Annotated in this window: 20 protein-coding genes; 15 read left to right on the plus strand and 5 right to left on the minus strand. The window is 69.3% G+C overall.

Translation table 11 applies throughout. The features are described 5' to 3' along the window. Window position 1: 1 nt before the first annotated feature. Window positions 2-469: a Uma2 family endonuclease gene (locus VFV19_11510; protein ID HEX4824926.1), complete on the minus strand. Its 468-nt coding sequence runs from the start codon at window positions 467-469 to the stop codon at window positions 2-4. Here VFV19_11510 and VFV19_11515 point away from each other — a divergent pair. The 6 genes from VFV19_11515 (at window position 353) to VFV19_11540 (ending at window position 10,097) form a co-directional block, all read left to right on the plus strand. Next, entirely contained in the window at window positions 353-682 is a 330-nt protein-coding gene (locus VFV19_11515; GenBank protein ID HEX4824927.1) for a hypothetical protein, read from the plus strand. The two genes, VFV19_11510 and VFV19_11515, sit on opposite strands and share 117 nt — an antisense overlap. Beyond that, window positions 682-3,918, plus strand: a complete 3,237-nt coding sequence (locus VFV19_11520; GenBank protein ID HEX4824928.1) for a MopE-related protein — start codon at window positions 682-684, stop codon at window positions 3,916-3,918. Before VFV19_11515 ends, VFV19_11520 begins: the two co-directional genes overlap by 1 nt. Then, the gene (locus VFV19_11525) at window positions 3,915-7,160 is read left to right on the plus strand and encodes a MopE-related protein (GenBank protein HEX4824929.1); all 3,246 of its coding nucleotides are present in this window, start codon (window positions 3,915-3,917) and stop codon (window positions 7,158-7,160) included. Before VFV19_11520 ends, VFV19_11525 begins: the two co-directional genes overlap by 4 nt. Window positions 7,161-7,265: 105 nt before the next feature. Further along, entirely contained in the window at window positions 7,266-8,105 is an 840-nt protein-coding gene (locus tag VFV19_11530) for a DUF6635 family protein (protein ID HEX4824930.1), read from the plus strand. A gap of 35 nt (window positions 8,106-8,140) precedes the next feature. After that, entirely contained in the window at window positions 8,141-8,740 is a 600-nt protein-coding gene (locus VFV19_11535; GenBank protein HEX4824931.1) for a hypothetical protein, read from the plus strand. 19 nt (window positions 8,741-8,759) lie between these two features. Next, window positions 8,760-10,097: an APC family permease gene (locus VFV19_11540; GenBank protein HEX4824932.1), complete on the plus strand. Its 1,338-nt coding sequence runs from the start codon at window positions 8,760-8,762 to the stop codon at window positions 10,095-10,097. Here VFV19_11540 and VFV19_11545 read toward each other — a convergent pair. Then, the gene (locus VFV19_11545) at window positions 10,089-11,117 is read right to left on the minus strand and encodes a hypothetical protein (GenBank protein HEX4824933.1); all 1,029 of its coding nucleotides are present in this window, start codon (window positions 11,115-11,117) and stop codon (window positions 10,089-10,091) included. The two genes, VFV19_11540 and VFV19_11545, sit on opposite strands and share 9 nt — an antisense overlap. A gap of 101 nt (window positions 11,118-11,218) precedes the next feature. Between VFV19_11545 and VFV19_11550 the strand changes: the two genes are divergently transcribed. Then, on the plus strand, window positions 11,219-13,852 hold the full coding sequence (locus VFV19_11550) for a protein kinase (GenBank protein ID HEX4824934.1): 2,634 nt from the start codon (window positions 11,219-11,221) through the stop codon (window positions 13,850-13,852). 37 nt (window positions 13,853-13,889) lie between these two features. On the opposite strand, the gene VFV19_11555 is transcribed toward VFV19_11550, so the two are convergent. Beyond that, window positions 13,890-14,114 (minus strand): hypothetical protein, encoded by a 225-nt coding sequence (locus VFV19_11555; protein ID HEX4824935.1) that lies wholly within the window; start codon window positions 14,112-14,114, stop codon window positions 13,890-13,892. A 118-nt stretch (window positions 14,115-14,232) separates the two neighbouring features. Between VFV19_11555 and VFV19_11560 the strand changes: the two genes are divergently transcribed. The 3 genes from VFV19_11560 to VFV19_11570 are packed head-to-tail and all read left to right on the plus strand — an operon-like array spanning window position 14,233 to window position 15,701. Further along, window positions 14,233-14,481, plus strand: coding sequence for a hypothetical protein (locus VFV19_11560; GenBank protein HEX4824936.1), 249 nt, complete (start codon window positions 14,233-14,235; stop codon window positions 14,479-14,481). 8 nt (window positions 14,482-14,489) lie between these two features. Continuing rightward, the gene (locus VFV19_11565) at window positions 14,490-14,666 is read left to right on the plus strand and encodes a hypothetical protein (GenBank protein HEX4824937.1); all 177 of its coding nucleotides are present in this window, start codon (window positions 14,490-14,492) and stop codon (window positions 14,664-14,666) included. 15 nt (window positions 14,667-14,681) lie between these two features. Further along, complete coding sequence (locus tag VFV19_11570; protein HEX4824938.1) at window positions 14,682-15,701, plus strand: tetratricopeptide repeat protein; 1,020 nt, start codon at window positions 14,682-14,684, stop codon at window positions 15,699-15,701. Between the two features lie 88 nt (window positions 15,702-15,789). Here VFV19_11570 and VFV19_11575 read toward each other — a convergent pair whose 3' ends face one another. Further along, a complete protein-coding gene (locus VFV19_11575) occupies window positions 15,790-16,035 on the minus strand; it encodes a DUF6289 family protein (protein HEX4824939.1) in 246 nt (81 codons plus the stop codon). Between the two features lie 116 nt (window positions 16,036-16,151). Here VFV19_11575 and VFV19_11580 point away from each other — a divergent pair, with 116 nt between their 5' ends. Genes VFV19_11580 through VFV19_11600 form a run of 5 tightly spaced genes read left to right on the plus strand, consistent with a single transcriptional unit; the run spans window position 16,152 to window position 22,744 of the window. After that, a complete protein-coding gene (locus tag VFV19_11580; protein ID HEX4824940.1) occupies window positions 16,152-17,810 on the plus strand; it encodes an O-antigen ligase family protein in 1,659 nt (552 codons plus the stop codon). A 5-nt stretch (window positions 17,811-17,815) separates the two neighbouring features. Beyond that, window positions 17,816-19,693, plus strand: a complete 1,878-nt coding sequence (locus VFV19_11585) for an O-antigen ligase family protein (protein HEX4824941.1) — start codon at window positions 17,816-17,818, stop codon at window positions 19,691-19,693. Between the two features lie 8 nt (window positions 19,694-19,701). Beyond that, window positions 19,702-20,619 (plus strand): glycosyltransferase family A protein, encoded by a 918-nt coding sequence (locus tag VFV19_11590; GenBank protein ID HEX4824942.1) that lies wholly within the window; start codon window positions 19,702-19,704, stop codon window positions 20,617-20,619. Beyond that, complete coding sequence (locus VFV19_11595) at window positions 20,601-21,389, plus strand: FkbM family methyltransferase (protein ID HEX4824943.1); 789 nt, start codon at window positions 20,601-20,603, stop codon at window positions 21,387-21,389. The genes VFV19_11590 and VFV19_11595 overlap by 19 nt, the downstream gene beginning before the upstream one ends. Next, window positions 21,386-22,744, plus strand: coding sequence for a lipid II flippase MurJ (locus VFV19_11600; protein HEX4824944.1), 1,359 nt, complete (start codon window positions 21,386-21,388; stop codon window positions 22,742-22,744). The genes VFV19_11595 and VFV19_11600 overlap by 4 nt, the downstream gene beginning before the upstream one ends. A gap of 16 nt (window positions 22,745-22,760) precedes the next feature. Here the strand turns inward: VFV19_11600 and VFV19_11605 are convergent. After that, window positions 22,761-23,733, minus strand: a 973-nt coding sequence (locus VFV19_11605; GenBank protein HEX4824945.1) for an asparagine synthase-related protein, incomplete at its 5' end; no start/stop codon positions are given.

Consider the following 23,733-nt stretch of genomic DNA (forward strand, 5'->3'; position numbering starts at 1 on the left):
CTCATATCTCTTCGAAGAGCGAGGCGACACGCACCGAGAATCCCGGAAGAACGTCCTCGCCTTCCAGCATTCCCTCAGGCGAGATGTGATGTGGCGCGTCGAGCGCGCGATAAGTCGTCGCCGTTCTCTTCTCGGGGTCGATGACCCAGACCCAGCGGGCGCCGGCGTCGAGGTAGTCCGCGACTTTCTCCCGGATCTCGCCTGCGCGATTCGAAGGCGAGAGGATCTCGATGGCGAGATCGGGAGCGCCGCGAAAGAACTGCGTGTCGTCATAGTCGGCGAGCCGCTCGAGAGCGACGAACGACAAGTCCGGGCCGCGAACCGTATCAGGATCGCGCTTGAGCAAGTAACCGTGAGCGCCGAAGATTTCTCCCAAGCCCGCGTCCGTCACGAATGGGTCGAGTATCTTCAAGAACCGGCGCATGACGCGATCGTGACGCCCCCTGACTTGAGGCTCGGCGACGATCAACCCAGAAACGAGCTCATGCCGCATCTCATCGTCTGGGATCATCATCAGATCGCGTTCCGTTTTCACTGTCACGACGCGCGAGCCCTCTATGAAGAACTACCCGACGGAGAGCGACCCGCAATCGAAATCGAAGCTGGAGAGGTTGCAGGCATGCAACGTTTCGCATCGCCTCTTGCTTTTCGATCGGCGGCTGGACGATATTCCCGCCAGTGATGCGCCGAACGCGGGGATTCGTCGCGCTTCTCGCCGTCGTGTTCGTGTCGGTGGCGGCTTCCCATTCAGCGTCGCCCCGCACGATCACCATGGAAGATCGCATCTCGGCTCAGCGCGCGATCGAAGAGGTCTACTGGCGGCATCGCATCTGGCCGAAGGAGAACCCGGGAAAGAAGCCGTCGCTCGATGCGGTGATGCCGGAGAGCATGTTGCGCAGCCGTGTGGATGACTACTTGAAGAAGTCGAATGCGGCCATGTCGATCTGGCGCCGTCCGATCACGGCAGGGCAACTCCAGGCCGAGCTGAACCGCATGGCGCGCGATTCGCGCGATCCGAAGCTGCTTCAAGAACTGTTCGACGCTCTCAACGACGACGCGGAGCTGATCGCCGAGACGCTGGCGCGTCCGATTCTCGCCGACCGGCTGATCCGTAGCTGGTACGCCGGTCGCCACGAGTCCATCGATTTCGACATCTGGTGGAAGAGCCAGGCACTGCAGTCCGACTTCGCTGCGGCAGCCCATCCCTACGTGCTCCCGCCGCTCGCCGCGACGTGTGCCGGCGGGACTTGGTCTCCCACGCGGACTGAGGTCCCCGATCCGCGCTACGATCACTTCACCGTCTGGACGGGATCCGAAATGATCGTCTGGGGAGGGCGGAGCCGTCTCGGTCCGCTCTCGACGGGCGGCCGCTACGACCCGGCGACCGACACGTGGGAGCCCATCTCGTCTGTAGGTTCGTTTCCCACAACTTCCTCCCAATCATCGGTCGTGTGGACCGGTACCGAGATGATTCTCTGGGGAGGGACGCAGTCGGGCTCGGTTCACACCGTCGATACCGGCGCCCGTTACAACCCGGCCACGGACACCTGGCGTCCGACCTCGACGGGCGCGAACACGCCGGCCGCTCGCTTCGAGCACACCGCCGTCTGGACCGGAAGCGAGATGATCGTCTGGGGAGGAACGGACTACACCTTCCCCGGGCCCGTCGTCGGCGGCCGCTACAACCCGGTGACCGACACCTGGGCGCCGACGTCGACGGGCCCCGGCCTGCCGAGCCCGCGCGTATTCGCGAGTGCCGTCTGGACCGGCTCGGAGATGATCGTGTGGGGTGGGACGCTCGTCGGCCCCGGCACAGCGACGAATACAGGCGCCAGATACGACCCCAGTGCCGACACCTGGACCGAGGTGCCCATCGATGACGGTACGCCGTCCCCCCGTCAGAATTCGTCCGCTGTTTGGACCGGCTCCGAGATGATCATCTGGGGAGGCGAGAACTCGCCTTCGTCGACCAACGCCAACCGCTATGACCCGGTGGCGAATGTGTGGCACGTCACGTCCACCGCACCGCTGCCCGGCCACTCCCGCCTCGGACAATCCGTAATTTGGACCGGCTCCAAGATGATCGTCTGGGGCGGGGCCGGGTCCGTCCCGGCCGGATGCGCGTACACGCCGTCGACCGATGCGTGGTCACCGATCGCCTCCGCCCCGTCTCCCACCGCCAGCGGGCAAATGGCGGTCTGGACCGGAACGGAGATGATCGTTTGGGGCGGCGGCTATTACGACGACTACAACAATTATGGTGGTCGGTACGACCCGTCGACCGACTCCTGGGTCTCGACCTCGATGAGCCCCGCGGTCCCATCGGCGCGCGAATCGGCGTCGGCCGTCTGGACCGGGAGCGAGATGATCGTCTGGGGTGGCGTGATCAATCCGTTCCGCTCCAACTCGGCTTATCTCAACACCGGCGGTCGGTACTCTCCTGCAACCGACAGCTGGGCGCCGACCTCGCATGGCGCCGACGTTCCGACCCCACGGCGTTATCACACTGCGGTGTGGGACGGCCGCGAGATGATCGTTTGGGGCGGTACTCCCGCTCCGACCGTCGGCCTCAACACCGGCGGCCGTTACGATCCAATCAGCGATAGCTGGCGCCCGACTTCCATCGGCGTCGGTGTTCCACCTGCAGGACAGTACTTCGTCGTCTGGACCGGACACGAGATGATCCTTGTTTCCACTTCCTGCGCGGGCGGTCGATACGATCCCATCGCCGACGAATGGACGAGCATCGCAACCGCCAGTGCTCCGTCAGGCTGCGGTTCGGCCGTCTGGTCGGGTAGCGAAGTCATCACGTGGAGCGGACTCAACTCCAGTGGCGGCCGTTACGACCCCGTTGCGGATCACTGGACCTCGATCGCTTCGACCGGCTCGCTTCTCGGTTACCGCTTCGACTACACGAGCGTGTGGACCGGAAGAGAGATGATCGTGTGGGGCGGCTTGGGAAACAGCTACTACAACGACGGTGCACGGTACGATCCTTCGACCGACAGCTGGCAGCCGACATCGACGGGAGCCAATGTGCCGTCGGCGCGCTCTCAGGCGCAGGCCGTTTGGACGGGCTCCGAGATGTTCCTGTGGGGCGGCGCAACGCCCTACCAATCGCCGACGGACATCGGCGCGTTGTACCGTCCGGACACCGATTCCTGGACTACGGCGCCATTGAACGACGAAACGCCGACGTCGAGAACGACTTTCGCGATGATTTGGACCGGCGCTCAGGCGATCGTTTGGGGCGGCGACCCGGGGACCGCAACCGGCGCCCTCTACTGCGCTTGCCCGAACGGCTCGATGTTCTATCGCGACGGGGATGGCGATGGGTACGGCAACCCCGCGATCACGGTGGCGAGCTGCGACGGGACTCCGCCCGCCGGCTACGTCGCCGACGCGACCGATTGCAACGATGCGGCGGCCAGCACACACCCCGGAGCCGCCGAAGTGTGTGATGGCGTCGACAACAACTGCGACGGTGTCATCGATGAAGGGCCCGGCGGCTTCGACGCCGACGGCGATCTCGTCGCCGGCGCGTGCGACAACTGCCCGCTGGTCTTCAATCCTACGCAATCCGACTTCGACCACGACGGCGAAGGCGACGCGTGCGATTTGAACGACGGCGAGATCTGGCAGTGGCGCGCTGACAAGACGTCGGTTTCGTGGCAGGCGGAGCAGGGGCCGACGGAGTGGAATGTCTACACCGGCGATCTCGCGGTGCTCCGTGCAATCGGCGTCTACACCCAAGGCTCGAACCAGTGCCATCTCGCGTCGACGACGGCGCCCGACACGAGTGATCCGGCGCCGGGGAGCGGGACGTTCACCCTCGTCACCGGCGTCACGAACGGTGTGGAGGGACCGCTAGGGAACAGCAGCACGGGTCCGAGACCGAATGGGAGTCCGTGTCCATGAAGAAGGCGATCGTGTTCCTGATCGTGTCGATAGGAATCTCATGGGTCGTCGCTGCGACGCCACGCACGATCACGATGGACGACCGCATCGTCGCGCAGCGCGCGATCGAAGAGGTCTACTGGCGGCACCGGATCTGGCCGAAGGAGAACCCTGGAAAGAAGCCGCCACTCGACGCCGTGATGCCGGCTTCGGCGATCCGCGCGAAGGTCAACGATTACCTCCAGCAGTCGAATGCTCTCGATGCCTTGTGGCATCGCCCGATCACTCCGGACCAGCTCCAGGCCGAGCTCGACCGCATAGGTCGCGACTCGCGCGACCGCAACACGCTGCGCGAAATCGTCGAAGCGCTCGGCAACGATCCGTTCCTCATCGCCGAAACGCTCGCGAGGGAGACGCTGGTCGATCGCTTGATTCGGAGCTGGCACGGCGAGGGAGGCACGGACCTATCGTTCGAGACCTGGTGGGCTGAGACGAAACACTCGATCCCCATGAACGACGGATTGGCGACGACGACGCGTACCTTCGCACTTCCAGTTCTCGATCCCGGCGCCTGCACGCCCGACACGTGGAGCCCGACGGCGATGGATGTGCCGGATGGACGGTACGAACACGTCGCCGTGTGGACCGGCGCCGAGATGATCGTTTGGGGTGGTGAGAACGGAGGGATCGCCGCGATCAACGGCGGACGATACGACCCCGCGACCGATTCGTGGAGGTCGACGTCGCTTGGCCCGAACGTGCCCGCGCTCGGGCTGTACAGCACCGCCGTCTGGACCGGGACCGAAATGATCGTCTGGGGCGGGCAGTACACGGATCAGGTCGGTACGAGTGGGATCACCTATGAAGACAAGGGCGCCCGCTACGATCCGGCGACCGACACGTGGCGACCGACGTCGATGGGTGCGAACACACCGGTCGGTAGGATGAACCACACAGCGATCTGGACCGGAACCGAGATGGTCATCTGGGGCGGGCGCGCCAAGGTCGGCGGCATTGGAACGGACGTCAACACGGGTGGACGTTACGACCCTGTTTCCGACAGCTGGATGCCCACGGGAGTCGCTTCCACGACGCCTAAGGCGCGAGAAGGCCACACGGCCGTCTGGACGGGAACCCGGATGATCGTGTGGGGCGGAAGCGGCATCGACGTCGCGAACTCGGGCGCGATCTACGATCCGGTTGCCGATACCTGGGTTCCGACGTCGACGGGAGTCGGCGCTCCGTCGGCGCGCTCGGGACATCTCGCCGTCTGGACGGGTAGCTTGATGATCGTTTGGGGCGGCCAAGCGTCGTCGAATTCCGTCAACACGGGCGGTCGTTACGACCCGGCGACCGATAGCTGGCAATCGACCTCGATCGGATCTGGGGTTCCAACGGGCGACTCCAGCCGCGTCGCCGTATGGACCGGCTCCAGGATGATCGTCGCGAACGGAGCCGCTGCAACGTACGACCCGCTGGGCGACACCTGGTCACCGATCGCGACTGGCCCGAGCAATGGGCTCGGTGCGTCGGCGGTCTGGACGGGCACTGAGATGATCGTGTGGGGCGGCCTGAGGGGCAGCAGCGCGTCCAATACCGGTTTTCGCTATTCCCCGGCCGCGAACTCGTGGATCCCGACACGTACGATGCAGGCGGCGCCGCCGGCGGCGCGTGGCGCGGCTTCAGTGTGGACCGGCACCGAGATGATCGTGTGGGGCGGCTGGGACAGCACGGGTGGTGGTGGCTACCGTAACACCGGCGGCCGCTATCGACCGGCGACCGATAGTTGGATGCCGACCTCCACCGGCGCCGGCGTTCCGCCTCCGCGCGAGCTCGCCACTGGCGTGTGGACCGGGAGCGAGATGATCGTGTGGGGCGGCAACGGCAACGGGGGCGGCCGCTACGATCCCACATCCGACGCGTGGGTGCGGACCTCGGATATCGGCGCACCCTCCAACAGGTGGTTTCACACGGCGGTGTGGACCGGGAGGGAGATGATCGTCTGGGGAGGAAGCGCTTCCAACTCATCCACGAATACCGGCGGCCGTTACGATCCCCGCACCGACACATGGCGAGCCACCTCGACCGACGCCAGCGTCCCGGTGCCACGCGCCGACCACGTCGCCGTATGGACCGGCTCACGCATGATCGTGTGGGGCGGGACCGGTGCGACGAACACAGGCGGGCAGTACGATCCCGCAACGGACTCTTGGGTGGCCACGTCGACCGGACCGAACGTCCCGATCGGACGGCAGGATGCGTCGGCAGTCTGGACCGGTGAGGAGATGATCGTCTGGGGCGGCTGCTGCACGAAGAATTCCGGCGGACGGTACGACCCGGTGTCGGACACTTGGCAACCAACCTCGATCGGCGCCGGCGTTCCGACCGCGCGGTCCGTGCCCACGGCGGTGTGGACTGGAAATCGGATGATCGTCTTCGGTGGTTCCGACACCTCCCACTATCCGAGGCCGAGCGGCGGCGCGCTCTATGACCCATCACTCGACAGTTGGTCTCCGATGACCGACTGGTCTTACCCGAGCCGGGTGCTGATACTCGGCTCCGCTGTATGGACCGGGTCCTCGATGGCTGTTTGGGGCGGCGATCCCTCCACCGCCCAAGGCGCGCTCTACTGCGCGTGCCCAAGTGGTCAGTTGTTCTACCGCGATGCCGACGGTGACGGCTACGGCGATCCCGGCGTGTCGATGCCGAGCTGCGACGGCACGCCGCCCGCCGGTTACGTCGCCGACGCGACCGATTGCAACGATGCGGCGGCCAACACACACCCCGGAGCCGCTGAAGTGTGTGACGGTGTCGACAACAACTGCGACGGCGTCATCGATGAAGGGCCCAGTGGCTTCGACGCCGACGGCGATCTCGTCGCCGGCGCGTGCGACAACTGCCCGTTCGTCTTCAACCCGACGCAATCCGACTCCGACCACGACGGCGAAGGCGACGCGTGCGATCTCAACGACGGCGAGATCTGGCAGTGGAGAGACGACAAGACGTCGGTGTCGTGGCAGGCGGAGCAGGGGCCGACCGAGTGGAACGTCTACACCGGCGACCTCGCGGTGCTCCGCGCGACGGGCGTGTACACGCAGGGCGATCAGCAGTGCCATCTCGAGTCGACGGTCGCAGCCGACACGAACGATCCGGCGCCCGGGAGCGGGACATTCACGCTCGTGACGGGAGTGACCGGCGGCGTCGAGGGGTCGCTCGGCAACGGCAGCATGGGTCCGAGACCGAATACGAACCCCTGTCCGTAACGGAGCTATTTGCCGGTCACGGCGGGCGGACCCTATGTTCGTCCCGCCGTGATCCGAACGCCCACGATCGAGGAAGCCGGGACTGCTGCGGTCGAACGCCCTTCGGTGGACCGCTGCATCCAAGCGTATGTAACGCGCTGTCGAGAGCGCATCCCCTCATTCGTCGAGAGCCATTTCTCCCTCGAGCAGACGTGGCGCCTTCAGCGACCCACGTTGGGACGCGATCTCCTCTACGCTCCTCTCAACTCGGCCTGGGCGCTGCCGTATCTCGCCCTCCGCAAAGCGGCCGAGGTGCTCGAGAAGGTCGGCTATCTGCGCCCCGCGCAGTGGGTGAAGCATCTGCCGTCGGGAGTGAAGACCGGCTACCAGATCCGGATCGAGCGGCTCATCACGGAAGATCTTCTCGAGTGGGACCGGGAGCGATCGACGCTTCCTCAAGGATTCCTGAAGGAGCTGACGGACGCTCCATCGCTGAGGACGAACTTAGAACGGCATGCGTCCGCCCGCACCGGCGCGGGCACGCTCCCGGAGCTCATCCGTGAGTTCTCGTCGGGACGCGCGATCGTGTCGGACCTCTCCGGGACGCTACTCACGCTGCTTCTGAGCTGGCTGCTCCTCGGGAGCACGTCTCTGAGCCTGAACGGCATCGCCCACGGCGTGGCGAAGCGTGACGCCCACGACCGCGCGGCCTCGCACTTCTTCCTGGGAAGGAAGATCGGCTCGCGCTTCTACGACGTCTTCCCGCCGGCGGTCCACGAGAGCAAGGTCTGGACGATCCTCGTCGTCCTGTTCATCGCCCTCACGGCCGGGGCCCTGGCCTGCACGATCCTGAGCGACCCCCTCCGCAAGATGCTGGGATTCCACCGGAACCGCCTGGGGATCTTGCTCGACGGCGTCGAGACGGAGCTGATCGTCCTCGCGCACAAGGCGAACACGAAGAACTGAGCCCCTGCCGCGCCGACCGGAGATACCATGCGGGCATGACGCATGCGATGTCCCGTCTCGCGCTCGCAGTTCTGGCCTTGTCCCTCGTGGGGACGCCGGCGCCGGCCGGTGAGGACGCCGCGAAGCCGGCTCCCGCGCGCAAGGTTCTCGTCGTCGCGAAGGTCAAGGAGGAGGCGAAGCGCCGCGCCCTCGAGGACGCCGCGGCGGCGGAGCTCAAGAAGCGGGGCGTCGAGCCGACGCTGGGCTCGGACGTCCTGACCGAAGCCGACTTCGCGAGCGAAGAGGTCATACGCCACAAGGTCGAGAGCCTCGGCGTCGACGGAGTCATCGGGTACGTCCCGCTGTCCGTCGACGAGACCGTCCGGACGTCTTCCGCGCACGTCAGCATCGGCATCGGGGGAGGCGGCGGCGGGATGGGGATGTTCGTCGGCGCGAGCGCTCCGATCGGCGGCTCGACGACGGTGCTGCGCAAGGTCAAGCTGCGCGCCCGCTACTTCGCGCGGCCTTTCGGGGCGCCTCTGTGGGAGAAGACCTACATCGAGACGCTCAAGGACGACGTCAGCGGGCTCGTCAAGTCCGTCGCGAGCGACACGGTGAACACACTCAAGAAGAAGAAGTTCATTCCCGCCAAGTAGGGGCTCGGACTCCCGCACCATGCCCGAGCGCGCGCACGCGAAGCCGCCAACGGCGCTCCGATTGGGCGCGCTCGTCGCGGTCATGTACTTCATCGTGTCGGGCGGGCCGTTCGGGCTCGAGGGACTCGTCGGCTCGGTGGGGCCGGGGCTCGCGCTCGTCATCCTCGTCGCGACACCGCTCCTCTACAGCCTGCCGGAGGCGCTGCTCGTCGGCGAGCTTGCGTCGATGCTGCCGCTCGAGGGAGGGTACTACCAGTGGGTGAAGAGGGCGTTCGGGCCGTTCTGGGGGTTCTGGAACGGCTGGCTCTCGTGGGTGTACTCGCTCGTCGACATGGCGATCTACCCGGTGCTGCTCATCCAGTACCTCGGGTTCTTCGTGCCGGAGCTCGGGCGCGTCGAGTCGTGGGCGATCGCCGTCGCGATGATCTGGATCGCGACGCTCCTCAACCTCCGCGGCACGCGCGCGGTGGGGCAAGCGTCGGGGTGGTTCGTCGCGATCGTGCTGGCGCCGTTCGCGGCGATCGTCGCGTTCGCGGTCGTGAAGCTGCTCGGCTCGAACCCGCCGTCCGCCGGGCTCAGCCCGTTCCACGCGACGGGGAAGACGTTCCTGGGAGCCGTCGGCATCGGCGTGTCGCAGGCGATCTGGAACTACTCGGGGTGGGACAACGCGTCGACGATCTCGGGCGAGATCGAGGACGCGTCCCGGAGCTACCCGCGGGCGATCGCGCGCGCGCTGCCGTTCGTGACGATCGTCTATCTGGCGGCGACGGTGCCGGTCCTGCTCGTGACCGATTGGACGACGTGGACCGACGGCGCGTGGCCGGCGCTGGCGACGGCGGTCGCCGGGCGGTGGCTCGGCGCGTGGATGGCGATCGCGGGGATGGTGAGCGCCTTCGCTCTGTTCAACGCCCTCCTGCTCGCGTACTCGCGGATCCCGCTCGTCTTGGCGCAGGACGGCCTGTTGCCCGCGTCCCTCGGCGAGGTCGACGACCGCGGCGTTCCACGGAACGCGGTGATCGTCTCGGCGATCGGCTACTCGGTGTGCGCGGTGATCCCGTTCGGCGGTTTGCTCGCCGGCGATGTCCTGCTCTACACCGCGGCGCTCGCAATGGAGTTCGCGGCGCTCCTGCAGCTTCGGAGGGCCGAGCCGGAGCTGCGCGGGGCGTTCCGGGTGCCGCTCGGCGTGCCCGGCCTTGCAGTCCTCGCCGCGCTTCCGATGCTGCTGATCGGCGGCGCGGTCGTCCTCGAAATCCAGAGCCACGAGATCGGCTTGCCAGGCGTCGTCGGCGCGATCGTGCTCGCCCTCATCGGGCCGGTCTGGTATCGGTTGGCGGCGCGCCGAGACGCGTCAGGGTGACGATGCGGATACGTACGAGAACGGTCTCGATTCGAAGATCTCGGCGTCCACCGGAACTCCCCCGCACGTCAGCGGCCGGCAGCGCCACGACTCGAGATACCGAATGAGCTCGCCGTCGGCCTCGAAGTTGAGAGAATCGACGACGACGATGTCGTGGACGCGTCCATCGCGGGCCAGCACGGCCCTAACCGACGCCGTCCCGGAGGACCTGGTCCCGGGAAACTGAGGGGTGTCCAGGGGCATTTCGGGGCCGATGTCGCACGAGAGCTCGGCCGCGAGTTCCTCGTCGGTGCAGATCGGACGGTTCGTGGCTCCATCGGGTCGGGACCACCGCGCAGCGTCGCTATCCAGATCTTCGAGCTCCATGACTCGGATCTCGAGGACCGTCTTCGACGCGTCTCGGCGACGGATCAGGGCGGGGAAGCTCCGCTCGTGCCACGGCCGATAGTTCTCGTACTCGATCGTCGTTCGGAAGCGCTGCATGGCCGATGCCGACGGCCCCGTCTCGTGGCGGATCGGTGCTCCGATCTGGGCGTCGATGATGATCTCAGACCAAGGGAAGCGTCCGTGCTGGCGCAAGCGAATCTTCGTTCCCGCTCGATGAGATTCCTTCACGCTCTCGATCGTGCCGCCGGCCGGAAGCTTCGCGCTGGCGGCGACATCGATCGCGTTGACGACGTCGAAGATCCTCAGACTCTGATACGGGGCGTCCGTCAAGATCCAGGCGCGCTCCCCATCCTGACCGGCAATCTGATGTCGCCCGGGATAGTCGATCTCTTCGCGCCAGGAGCTGGGTGCGCGCCACCAGATCTCGTAGCGCCCCTCTTTCCCGTCCTGCTTGGCCTCGGCGATCCAGAGCGACGCTCGCAGATGGAACGGCGGAGCGCCCTCGGACTTGATGTTCGTGACCTCGCGCGCGTGGGCGAGGGCGGTCGCCGCGTCGATCGTGCCCGGCTTGGATGCGGCGAGCGCACCCGTCACCGCGAGCACGAGAGTCAGGACCTTCGGTACTTCTCTCATGGCTGCCCCATCAACCGGTTACCGCACATTCTGCCCGTATCTCGTGTCGACCGGAGCATCTAAAATTCGGTCGCCGTCCTCCCAGCCCTTACAATCCGCCGATGCCGCTGAACACCGGAGCACGACTGGGGCCGTTCGAGATCACCGGAGCCCTCGGCGCGGGCGGGATGGGCGAGGTCTACCGCGCGCGCGATACGCGCCTGGGGCGTGAAGTCGCGGTGAAGGTCCTGCCGCCGGACGTCGCAGCGTCCTCGGGATCGCGCGAGCGGTTCGAGCGCGAAGCGCAGGTCGTCTCGTCGCTCCAGCACCGGAACATCTGCACCCTTCACGACGTCGGACGGGAAGGGGAGACCGACTTCCTCGTCATGGAGCTGCTCGACGGCGAGACGCTCGCGGCGCGTCTCGATCGTGGGCCGATGAAGCTCGACGAGGCGCTCGCGGTGGGGACGGAGATCGCGTCGGCGCTCGACGCGGCGCACCGCGCCGGCGTCGTCCACCGTGACCTCAAGCCCGGGAACGTCATGCTCACGCGCGGCGGCGCGAAGGTACTCGACTTCGGGATCGCGAAGCTCACCGAGCCCGAGGGCACGATGCCGGGGCGCCTGCCGACGATGACGCCGACACGCACGACGCCGCTCACGTCGGCGGGAGCGCTCGTCGGCACGTTGAACTACATGGCGCCGGAGCAGCTCGAGGGGCGCGGGGTCGACGCGCGCTCCGACATCTTCGCGTTCGGCGCCGTGCTCTACGAGATGCTCACGGGCCGGCGCGCCTTCGACGGCGCGAGCCAGGCGAGCGTCATCGCGGCGATCCTCGAGCGCGATCCGGCGCCGTTGTCGTCGCTCGCGCCGATCGTTCCACCGGCGCTCGACCGGCTGGTTCGCGCCTGTCTTGCGAAGAACCCCGACGCCCGCCGGCAGAGTGCGCACGACGTCGCCGCGGAGCTCTCCGGGATTCGCGAGTCGCCGCTGCCGAGGACCGGTGAGATCACAGCACCGGCGCGGCGCGGGTGGCGGATCCCTTGGCCGGTGTCGGTGATCGCGATCATCGCCGTCGCGACCGTGGCGGCGCTGCTCCTGAGACGATCGCCGGAGGCTCCTGCGCGCGTCGTCGAGATCGGCGTCGCGACGCGGTCGGGGACGACGTCCAACTTCCGGACCTTGGCGCTCTCTCCGGACGGCACGACGCTCGCGTTCGTCGATGCGCCGGAGGGCGCCGGGGCTTGGCAGATCCGCGTGCGACGCATCGACGAAGCGCGATCGAGGCTCCTCGAAGGGACCGAATCCGGGCAGTGCCCGTTCTTCAGCCCCGACGGGAAGGAGATCGCGTTCTTCGCGCAGGGCAAGCTGAAGGCAGTCCCGGTCGCGGGCGGCCGCGTCCGCGACCTGTGCGACGCGTCGTACGGGGTCGGCGGGACGTGGGGAAAGTACGGCATTGTCTACTCGCAGTCGTTCAATGAAGGCATCCGTCACGTCGAGACCATGGGCGGCCGCCCGGAGATGGTGACGACGCTCGACGGATCGCGACACGAGTCCGGTCACGTCTGGCCCGTGCTGCTCCCGGACGGCCGGCACTTCCTCTTCGTGTCGCGCACCACCGCCGACGAACCCTCGCGCATCGAGATCGGCTCGCTCGACAAGGAGCCAAGAAAAGTCGTCGTGGCGGCCGACGCGCTGGTCGGGTACGAGGCGCCGTGGCTCCTCTACGTGCGCGGCGGTGCGATCTACCGGCAGCCGTTCGATCCCGGAAACGGCACGGTGTCCGGGGAGCCTGCCGTCGTCATCGACGACTCGCACTACAGCGAAGTCTGGGGGTCGGCGGGCGCCACGGTCGCCGGCGACACGCTCGCGTGGGTTCCTCATCATCCGGAGAAGATCTCGGCCGACTGGTACGCGCCGAACGGTGCTCTGGTCGGTCATGCGTTCGACGGGGAGGATCTCACCGCGGCGCGGCTCTCGCCCGACGGGACGCGGGTCGCGCTCTCCAAGTTCGACCGATCACGCGGCGCAAAAGACATCTGGGTCCTCGAGCTGGCGCGGGGACTCATGACGCGGCTCACCAAGACCAACGCGGACGACGGGCTGGGCGGCTGGTTTCCCGACGGAACCCAGATCGCGTTCCAGTCCGACCAGCGCGGCGCGATCGGCATCTACCGCATTGCCGCCGACGGCTCCGGCGCTCCGGTCGTCGTTGCCTCGGATCCGGATCACGACGAGCTCCTCGGCAGCGTCTCTCCCGACGGGCGTACGGTCTACTTCGAACGGGAAGGCGGCCCGACCGGCCCCGACCTCTGGAGGGTGCCGGTGGGAGAGCCGGCGAAGAGCGCGCCATGGATTGCGACACCGGACAGCGAGGATGGGCCGCAGGTCTCACCCGACGGAAGGTGGGTCGCGTTCGTGTCTACCAAGTCGGGCTCGCGCGAGGTCTACGTCCGCGGTGTCGAAGGCGGACCGGTCGTGCAGGTCTCCCTCGACGGTGGCAGCGGCGCTCTTTGGGAGCGGGACGGGAAGGCGCTTCGCTGCCTGGGCACCGACTTTCGGATCCGGCGAGTGCCGATCAGCTTCTCGGGGGATCGCCCGATCCCCGGCGCGCCGGACCGAAGCGCCGACATGGTGGTCGATCGCGCTGTCGATGCATCGATCGGGCCCGACGGTCGCATCCTCCTGCTCCGCAACGTCTCGCCGCCGGAGGATGCGATCGTGATGCGTCTGGGATGGAAGTCGCGGCTTCGTTGAAGCGTCCCGCCCCCACGGGACGCTTCATGGCCGAAGGCTAGATCTGACCGCTGGGAACGCAGCCGGTCGCGTGGGCGCAGCTCGCGACGCAGCCGTTCGAGTACGTCACACCGTTCGAGCAGGTGACCGGCGCGTAGATGTCGGGACAGATGCAGCCGCCACCGCCGAACCGCGCGTGGGCCGGGGCGGACAGCGCGAAGACGCCCAGGACGAAGGTGGTGGAGAGGATCGAGCCGACCGCGAACTTGACGAAACGACGCATGGAAACCTCCTTGGGGGAAAAAAACGGCGGCGATTCTAACCCGATTCGACGTAGGTTGAGGCTGGCCGGAACCCGTGAGCCGCCTTCGGCGTAGGATGATGCGGAACAAGGGGGGGTCATGCGTACGCTCCGCTCGTTGAAATTCCTCTTCACCGCACCGTTCATCCTCGTCCTCTTGGTCGTCATCAACTGGATAACTTCGCCCGGCCACTGGTGGGTCCAGTGGGCGGCGCTCGGTCTCGGTATCGCGTGGGTCATCGCGCTCTTCCGGGTGATGCGGGCGCTGGTCCTCGTCGGCGGGCTCGCTGCGCTCGCCGCGTGGCTCGCGAACCGCGGCAAGACCAGCGGCACCGGACCGCTCGCCTAGGAGGCGCCATGAAGAAGATGCTCCTCGCCGCAACGATTGTCCTCGCCGCCTGCGGCACGCACCCGACGGCCCCCTTGAAGGGCGGGATCGCGCTTCCCTTCATCGAGAACGACTATGCCGGCGCGCTCACCAAGGCGCGCGAGGCGAAGCTGCCGATCTTCGTCGAGGTCTGGGCCCCGTGGTGACATAGCTGCCGCTACATGCGCGCCACGGTCCTCACCGACCAGGCGCTCGTGAAGCAGGCCGGGCGGTTCGTCTGGCTCTCGATCGATACCGAAGACGCGAAGAACGCACCCTACCTCGAGAAGTTCCCGTGGGAAGCGGTTCCGACCTTCCAGGTCATCAACCCCGCCGCCGAGACCGTCGCCTTTCAGTGGGTCGGCGCGTGCGACGCGAACGAGCTGGTCAAGCGCTTCGACGAAGGGGAGAAGGCCTTCCACGAGGCGAGCGCGAAGCCGGCCGCGCCGACAGGGGCCGACAGCGAGCTGAACGCGCTCGCGATGGCGGACAAGAACCAGGAGTGCGCGGAGAAGGCGCTGGCGTTGGCGCCGACCCTTCCGCCCGGCGCGATGAAGGCGAACGTCGTCTCGACCGGGCTCGACTGCGCTCTCGGCGCGAAGCCCGAGGAATCGCCGTGGCGCCCGGCGGCGCTCACGACCCTCGAGGCGGCGACGAAGGAGGCGCTCACGTACCCGGGCCTCCTCGACGACGACCGCTCGGCGCTCTACGGCGAGCTGGTCGACGCCCGCGACCGCCAGGACGACAAGGACGGCGGCAAGGCCGCGGCCGGTGCCTGGCTCGACTGGCTCGATCAGCAAGCGAAGAGCGCGCCGAGCTCCGAAGCCCGCGCCGCCCTCGACGGCTACCGGGTGAGCGCGGCGATCCGCGCGGCGGCGCCCGAGCGCGTGCTCGCCTCGATTCAGGCGTCGGAGCGCGAGCTGCCGAACGATTACAACCCGCCCGCTCGCCTCGCTTTGGTCTACCGCGAGATGGGGAAGTACGACGATGCGCTCGCGGCCTCCGACCGGGCGCTGGCCAAGGTCTACGGCCCACGCAAGATGACGATCCTGGACGCCCGCGCGACGATCTACGAGAAGAAGGGGGACGCCGCGAAGGCGAAGGCGACGCTCCAGGAGGCGCTCGACTACGCGAAGACCCTGCCCGCGCCGCAGCAGCCGAAGGGGATGATCAAGCGGATCGAGAAGAAGCTGAACGGGTGAATCGACAGAGTCAACAGTCAACAGTCGACAGTTGACAGCCCCCCAGCTGTCAACTGTCAACCGTCAACTGTGAACTGTCGACTTCCCGTCAATTCGGGCAGATCTGGTCGGTGCAGTAGATCGTCTGGCAGACCTTGTAAGACGAGGTCACACCCCAGTTGATCACCGAGCCACAGCAGCCGGTGCCGCGCGCGCCGACCGCTTTCTTGTGCGTGGCGTCGCTGTAGTAGGTGCAGACCGAGGTGCCGGCCTGCGAGCCGGGAAGCGTCGTCACGAACGCGACGATCCCGATGCCGAGCGCAACGGCAGCAATGAGCGAGCGAGTCCCTTTCATCGTGCGGATCCTCCTGTGAGAAAAAGCGTGTGCGGGAGGCTAACGTGCTCCGCCTTCCGGAGTCCAGCCGAATTCGCGATACCATGCGGCGTGCGGACGGTCGCCGGAACGAACGCGTGAAGACCGTTCAACGCGCGGCCGCGGCGTCAGCCGCCGCCACCGCTCTCCTCGTCGTATGCATCGTGGCCCCGCCGGAGGTGTACGGCCTCGGCCTCGCCGCGTCCGGCATCCTCGTCGCGATCGCGGCGGCGACGTCGTCGGCACGGAGCGCGGTCTCCGCGTCATCGCCGTGGGTCTGGGCCGGGCTCGTCGCGGCCGCCTTCGCCGTGCGCATCGCGATCGCGCCCGGAGCGGCGGTCGAGCCGGTGGTCGTTATGCTGCTGGCAGCGATGGCGGGAATCGCGGCTGCGGCGGCACCGGTGCCGCTCGACCGCGCCGGTGGCGCGATCGCCGCCGCCGTCGCGCTCGTCGGCGCGCGCGCTCTCTACGAAGCAGCGGTGGGGCTCTCGGCGTCGGCCGGCGTCGAGAGCGATGCCGCGATCGCGAACCGGCTCTCGCAGGGCCGGCCCTACGCGGGGTTCGTGACGCCCGCCGCGCTCGGATGCTTCCTGGTCATGGCGCTGCCGTGCGTCGTCCTCTGGGCGCGCGAGCGGCGGGGTCTCATGCGGATCGCGGGGACGGTTTCGGCGATCGCGGGAACGGCGGCGCTCCTCGCGACGCGATCGGTGACGGCCATGGCGGCGCTCGGCGGCGCCGTCGCGCTCGCCGCGGTGTCGCGGCGCGTGTCCACGCGTCTCGTCGTCGTCGCGGGCATCGTGCTCGGCCTCGGGATCGGTGCCGCCGCGCTCGTGCGCCCGGACGCCGTCACCGCCCCGTTCCGCGCCGACAGTCCGTGGCGCCTCCGCGCGGGAAACGTGCGCATCGCCCTCGAGATCGCGCGCGACCACCCGCTCCTCGGCGCCGGGCCCGCCGGCTACGGCGAGGCGTTCCCCGCCTACCGGCAGCCCGGCGACAACGAGTCGCAGCACGCGCACGATCTCCCGGCGGAGCTGATCGCGGACTTCGGAATCCCCGCGGGGCTCGTGATGAGCGCGGTGTTCTTCATACTCTTCCTCGGGCCGCTCCTGAGAAGAGGGAACAGCTTCCGAAGCTCCGGGGAGGGAGTTTCGGAAGCTGTCCCCTCCGGGTTCGCGGTCGGGCTCGCCGCGTTCGCGCTCCACAACCTCGCCGACTTCACGGCGTTCATGCCGTCCTTGCTCCTCATCGCGGCGGTCGCGCGCGGGTGGCTCGCCGAGCCTCGCGCCGAGGGCGAGGAAGCGGCGCCGGCGGGCCGCCTCGCGTGGAGCGTGCTGGCGGTCGTGCTCGCCGCGGTCGCGGCGGGCGCCGGTCTCTCGCGCGAGGCGCTTCACGACGCGCGGCAGGCGGCGATCGCGGGGGACCGGCCCGCGGCGGCCGCCGGCGCTGCTCGAGCGGAGAAGCTCGCGCCCTGGGATCCCGACCCGGCGCAGTTCTCCGCGGAGGCGGCGCTCGCGTCGCAGCCCCCCGACGCGGCGGCCGCGCTCGCGGTAGCCGAGCGCGCGGTCGGCCTCGCACCGCAGCGCGCGTCGGTACGGCGGACGCGGGCCCACGCGCTCGCGGCGTCGGGCGATACGGCGGGCGCCTACGCCGATCTCGTCGAAGCTTCGCGCCTCTACCCGATGCAGCCGGCCTACGCGACCGAGCGCGACGGCCTCGGCGTCTCGCTTCAGAGCGCCGCCCGGGGAGCGTCGCATTGAGCGGCGTGTTGCGGATGGCGGCGGTCGCGCTCGTCATCGCGGTCGCCACGCTCGGCGAGGGCGGGGCGTCGGCCGCGTCGCTCGTCGTTCAACACGTCCTGATCGCGGCCTTCGCCGTCGGCGCGGTCCTCGTCCGGCGTGAGGCGCGGTTCCACGTGTCGCCTCGCGTTGCCGCCGCGTGGCTCGTATTCGCAGCGCTCGTCGCGGCCGGCGCGCTCGCCGCACCCTACGCCTACGGTGCGTGGCTCGTCGTCGTCGAGATCGGCGCGTTCGGCACGCTTGTCTCTCTCGCCGCCGCCGATCCGCAGGCGTGGGCGCGCGTCGTCCCCCCTGCCGTCGCCGCGCTCGGCGCGCTCCACGGCATCGTCGCGATCTTCGAGAAGGTGAGAGGCGACGCGCGGCCGGCGTCGACGTTCCTCAACACGAACCACCTCGGCGCGTGGCTCTCGGCGGCGTTCCTCGTCGCCGCCGGCACGGCGGTGGCGCACCGCGCGGCGCGGCGCCTCGCCGGGGCGTATGCGGCCGCGGCGATCGTGGCGCTCGCCGGCGTCGTCGTCACCGGCTCGCGCGGAGCGGCCCTCGGCCTCGCCGTCGGGGCCGCGGCGCTCGGGGCGTCGTTGTGGCCGTCGCTCTCGGGGCGCGCACGGCGTGCCACGATCGCGGCCGGCGCCGCCGTCGTGCTCGCCGCCGCCGGCGGTGTCGTCCTCCGGTTCCGCAGCGACGACGACCCGTACCGCTTCTACCGCGTGCGGATCTGGACCGCGTCGGTGCACGCGCTCGCGGCGTCGCCGTGGGCCGGCACCGGGCCCGGCCAGTTCGCCGCCGCCGCGGCGAACTTCAACTTCCCCGCGGATGGGACGCCGCTCCGGTTCGAGCGCAGCTTCCGCACGCCTCACTCCGACCTCCTGCGCGCGTTCGTCGAGTTCGGCGCACCGGCCGGGGTCGCCGCGCTCGTCGCGCTTGCTCTCCTCGTGGAGGAGACGACGCGGCGCCGGCGTGACCGGAGCGCCACGATCGCTCCGGCGGCCGCCGCGCTCGTCGCCCTCGGCGCGCAGGCGCTCGTCGACGATCTCACGAGCCGTCCCGCGCTGGCGCTCCTCGCGGCCGCGCTCGCAGGCCCGCTCCTCGCCCGGGAGCGCTCCGCGCCTCCTGCGGCCTGGCGCATTCCGGCGGCGCGGCTCGCGGCGGTCCTCGTCTTCGCCGCGCTCGGTCCCGCCGAGATCGCCGGCTACCTCGCCTGGAAGGACGTAGCGGTTCTCCCGCGCGGGCCGCTCTCGCCTCCGGGGCTGGCTCGACTCGAGCAAGCGATCGCCTGGAATCGCTGGGCGGCGGATCCATGGGCGCGCCTCGCCGCGCACCACGCCGGCGATGGAAAGACATGGACCCTGGACGCGTACGCGGCGGCGCGCGAAGCCGCGGGGCACGCGGCGCGCCTCCAGCCGCGGGACGCCTTCTACGCCCGCGAGGCGGCGCGCGTCGAGGCGCGGGCCTGTCTCACGATCCTCCCGTTCGCCTCCGTCCGCGACGGCGCGATCGCGCTCTACGAGAACGCGGCATCGCTCGCGCGGACCGACGCGACGATCCCGCTCGAGCAGGCGCGCTTCCTCCTCCGCGCGGGCGATCCTGCCGGCGCGAGGCGCGCCGCGGAGAGCGCGCTCAAGCTCGAGCCGGGGGCCGCGGCGGGGCACCTCTGCCTCGCCGAGGCGCTTGCGGCCGCCGGTCAGGCGAGCGCCGGAGAGGCGCGGCGCCAGCTCGACGAGGCGGTCCGGCTCGCGCTTCCCGGCGGTGCGGTGCCGTCGTCGCCTTACGGCGCTTCGATGCGGACGGTCGATCCGGCGGAAGCCGACTCCCTCAGAAGGATCCTGGAAGGAGGAATGCCCTGAGCCTGCGCATCTCGGTCCTCACGGCGACCTACAACCGCGCCTCGACTCTGCCGCGTGTGTGGGAGAGCCTGCGCGCGCAGACCTGGCGGGAGTTCGAGTGGATCGTCATCGACGACGGATCGACGGACGGGACGCGGGCATTGATCGAGGAGTACGCGGCGCGCGCGGAGTTCCCGGTCTACTACGAGCGGCAGGAGAATCGCGGGAAGCACGTCGCGATCAACCGCGCGGCAGCCGTCGCGCGCGGGGAGCTGGCGGCGATCCTCGATTCCGACGACGCCTGCGTCCCCAAGGCACTCGAGCGGTTCGCCTACTACTGGACGACGATCCCGGAGGAGCGGCGGCCCCTCTTCTACGCGATCGTCTGCCACTGCGCCGACCCGTCGGGGCGGCGCATCGGAGGGTCGTTCCCCTGGGAGATCGTCGACGCACGCGGCCTCGACGCGCGGTACGTGTGGAAGGTCCCCGGGGAGAAGTGGGGCGCGGTCCGGACCGATCTCCTCCGGTCGCACCCGTTCCCGGAGGATCGCGACCGCACGCTCGTTCCTGAAAGCCTGGTGTGGGACCGCCTCGCGCAGAGGTACCTCGCCCGCTTCGTCAACGAGGATCTGCGCATCTATCATCTGACCCCCGGCGCGACGTCGCTCGGCTCGTCGGGCGATCCCGCGAGCCATCCCTGGGGGCGCATGGAGCAGCACCGCCTGGTCATCGACGAGCAGCTCGAGTACTTCCGCCAGGCCCCGCTCGCCTTCGCGGCCGCGGCGGCCCACTACGTCCGCTTCGCGCGCCACGCGGGCCTGTCGGGGCGCGAGCAGCGCAAGGCGCTCGCGCACCGGGGGGCGAAGCTGCTCCGCTTCGCCGCGGCGCCGTTCGGCCTCGCGGCGTTCCTCTACGACCGAGGGCGGCGGTGGATGCGCCGCTCGTGATCTTGCGGGCGATCACGACACGTCTCCCGAGGATTCGCGGCGCCGGGATCGTCGGGAACTGGGCGCGCGACTTCTACGCGCGCCGGCCGCGGCCGCGTGTCGTCGCCGACGTCCTCGGGCTGCGCATGACGCTCGATCCGATGGAGAACGTCGACGGCTCGCTCCTCTTCTTCCCGCACCTCTACGACCATCGCGAGATCGCGGCGCTTCTCGACGCGCTCCCGAAGGACGGCGTCTTCGTCGACGTCGGCGCTCACATCGGGTTCTACGCGCTCCAGGCCGCGCGCCGCATCGGCGCCGGAGGCCGGGTCGTCGCGATCGAGGCCGATCCCAAGACCGCCACGCATCTCGCCGAGAACGTGGGCCTGAACCCGGGACTCCCGGTGACGGTCGTTGCGGTCGCGGTGTCCGACGAAGAGGGGACGGCGCGCCTCGGCCTGAACACCGCCGGAAACCGCGGCGGCAACTCGCTCCTCGCCACCGGCAGCCGGGCGATCGACGTTCCATGCCGTCCGCTTGCCGCGATCCTCGCCGACGCGGGGTTGACCCACGTCGACGGGATGAAGCTCGACGTCGAGGGGATGGAGTTCCGTGTCCTGCGCCGCTTCCTCGCCGATGCCACGGAGGCGATGAAGCCACGCATCGTCGTGCTCGAGCATCAGAGCCATTTCGTGGACGCCGGGGGCGGCGACGCGAACGCGCTCCTCGAGAGCGCCGGGTACCGGTGCGCGCTGAGGACGAGCATCAACCGGGTCCTGGTGCGCCCTTGACCGAAGGCTGGCGCGACAAGCTGGTCCGCCGCGCGGGAGGCGGCCTTCTGCCCGCGATCGCGATGGTCGCTGCCAGCGCCGCGGCGACGCGGGTGGCGGCGACGATCAAGGACCTCGTCGTCGCGCGGCGCTTCGGCACGTCCGACGCCCTCGACGCGTTCCTGATCGCTTTCGCGCTGCCGGTCTTCTTCGCGGGGACCTTCCGGAGCGCGTTCTACTCCGCCTTCGTCCCGCGCTTCCTGGAGGTGCGTGCGCGGCGCGGACCCGACGCGGGGACCGCGCTCCTCGCCGAGGCGGCGACACCGCACCTCTTGATCCTGGCGGGGCTCGCCGGAAGTCTCGCGCTCTTCGCCTCGCCGATCATCGCGGTCGTGGCGCACGGATTCTCCGATGAGAAGCGCGCGCTCGCGCGGGCGCTCCTCGTGGCGCTCGCGCCGTTCGTCGTCCTCGACGGCGCGTCGGGGATCTACACCGCGGCGCTCAACGCACGCGGCCGTGTCGTCGCGGCGGCCCTCCTCGCGACGATTCCGCCGCTCGTCACGCTCGGCACCGTGGCGGTGCTCGCCTCTCGCGCGGGGGCGTACGCGCTGGTCCTGGGGAGCCTGGCCGGCGCCGTGCTCGAAGCGACGGCCGCGATGGCGGCGGTGCGGGCCACCGGGGTCGGCGTCCTCCCCGCGCTCTCTCGCCCCGGGCCCGAGGCCGCGGGCGTGCTGCGCGGCTTTACGATCCTCGCGGGAGGCGGCCTCCTCATGTCCGCGAACGCTGTGATCGATCAAGCGATGGCGGCGACCGCGGGGCCGGGGAGCGTCGCCGCGATCGGCTTCGGCGCGAAGGTCCCGGCGGCGCTCGTCGGCCTCGCGGGCCTGGCGCTCGCGACGACGACCCTTCCGCACTACGCCTCGCTCGCCAGCGAGCGGCGCTTCGACGAGATGGCGTCGGGATTGAAGCGCCACGCGACCCGCATCGCGCTCGTTTCGGCCGCGGGCGCCGCGGCGCTCGCTCTCATTTCCCGGCCTCTCGTGCGCCTGCTCTTCGAGCACGGCTCGTTCACCGCCGCCGACACCGCCCGCGTCGCCGCGATCCAATCGCTGTACGCTCTCCAGCTCCCCGGCTACCTCGTCGGAATCGTCGCCGCGCGGCAGCTGAACGCGCTCGGGCGCGATCGCGCCATCCTCGTGGTCGCCGCAACGAACTTCGTGCTCAACGCGGCGGGCAATTGGGTCTTCCTCCACTGGATCGGCGTACCCGGGATCGCGCTCTCGACGTCGCTCTTCTACTCCATCGGTGCGGTCGTGCTGCTTCTGACGTGCCGGAAGGCGTTGCGCGAGAAAAGACGGTCGATCGTCGACAGTTGACGGTCGACGACCCGCTTCACACGCGGTGCGCCTCGCGCCACGACTGGAGCATGAGGACGTCCCACAGGTAGTAGTGCCACTGCCGGCCGCCGCCGAGGTGCTCGCGCCACTTCGCGCGGATCGGGGCGGGGTCGAGCATCCCGTCACGGAGGCGTGTCTCGCCGAGGAGCGATTCGGCCCAGTCGCGAAGGGGTCCGCGCAGCCACTGATCGATCGGGAGGCCGAACCCCATCTTCGGCCGGTCGATGAGATCGGCCGGCAGGTAGCGCTCGAGGACACGGCGCAGCGCCCATTTCGTCTCGCCGCTGCGCGCCTTGAGCGCCAAGGGCATCCGCCACGCCAGCTCGAGGATGCGGTGATCGAGGAGCGGCACGCGAGCCTCGAGGCCGAGGCTCATGCTCGTGCGATCGACCTTCACCAGGATGTCGTCGGGGAGATACGCGAGCGCGTCGTCGAGCATGAGCGGGTGGATCGCGTCCTTGAACGCCGGGACGGGGAACTCGTCGGCGAGGCGGGAGAGCGGCCGCGCGCCTTCGACCATCGCCTCGGCGTTCTTCCAGTGCGACATGAGGTCGAGGTAGAGCGCCTTGTCGCCGGAGAGCGCCACGAGCTCCGCCGCCTTGTGGATCTTGTCGCCGGCGGCGCCGCCGCTGCCATAACGCTTGAGCCAGGGGTCGGCGAAGCCGAGAAGGCGGTTCGCGGCGCCGACGGGAACCGCACGGAGGAGCCCGGCGACCGCGGGGCGGGCGATCCGCGGCACGCGTCCGAACGTTCGCCGGAGATCGCCGTGGAGCGCATAGCGCCGGTACCCGGCGAACGTCTCGTCGCCGCCGTCGCCCGACAGGGCGACGGTGACGTGACGGCGCGCCAGCTCGCACACGAGGAGCGTCGGCACCTGGGACGAATCGGAGAACGGCTCGTCGAAGATCGAGGCGATGCGCGGCACCGCGGCGAGGCAATCGGCGGCGCTGACCACCGCTTCGGTGTGC

The sequence above is a fragment of the Candidatus Polarisedimenticolaceae bacterium genome (assembly GCA_036275915.1).
Lineage (GTDB): Bacteria > Acidobacteriota > Polarisedimenticolia > Polarisedimenticolales > DASRJG01 > DASRJG01.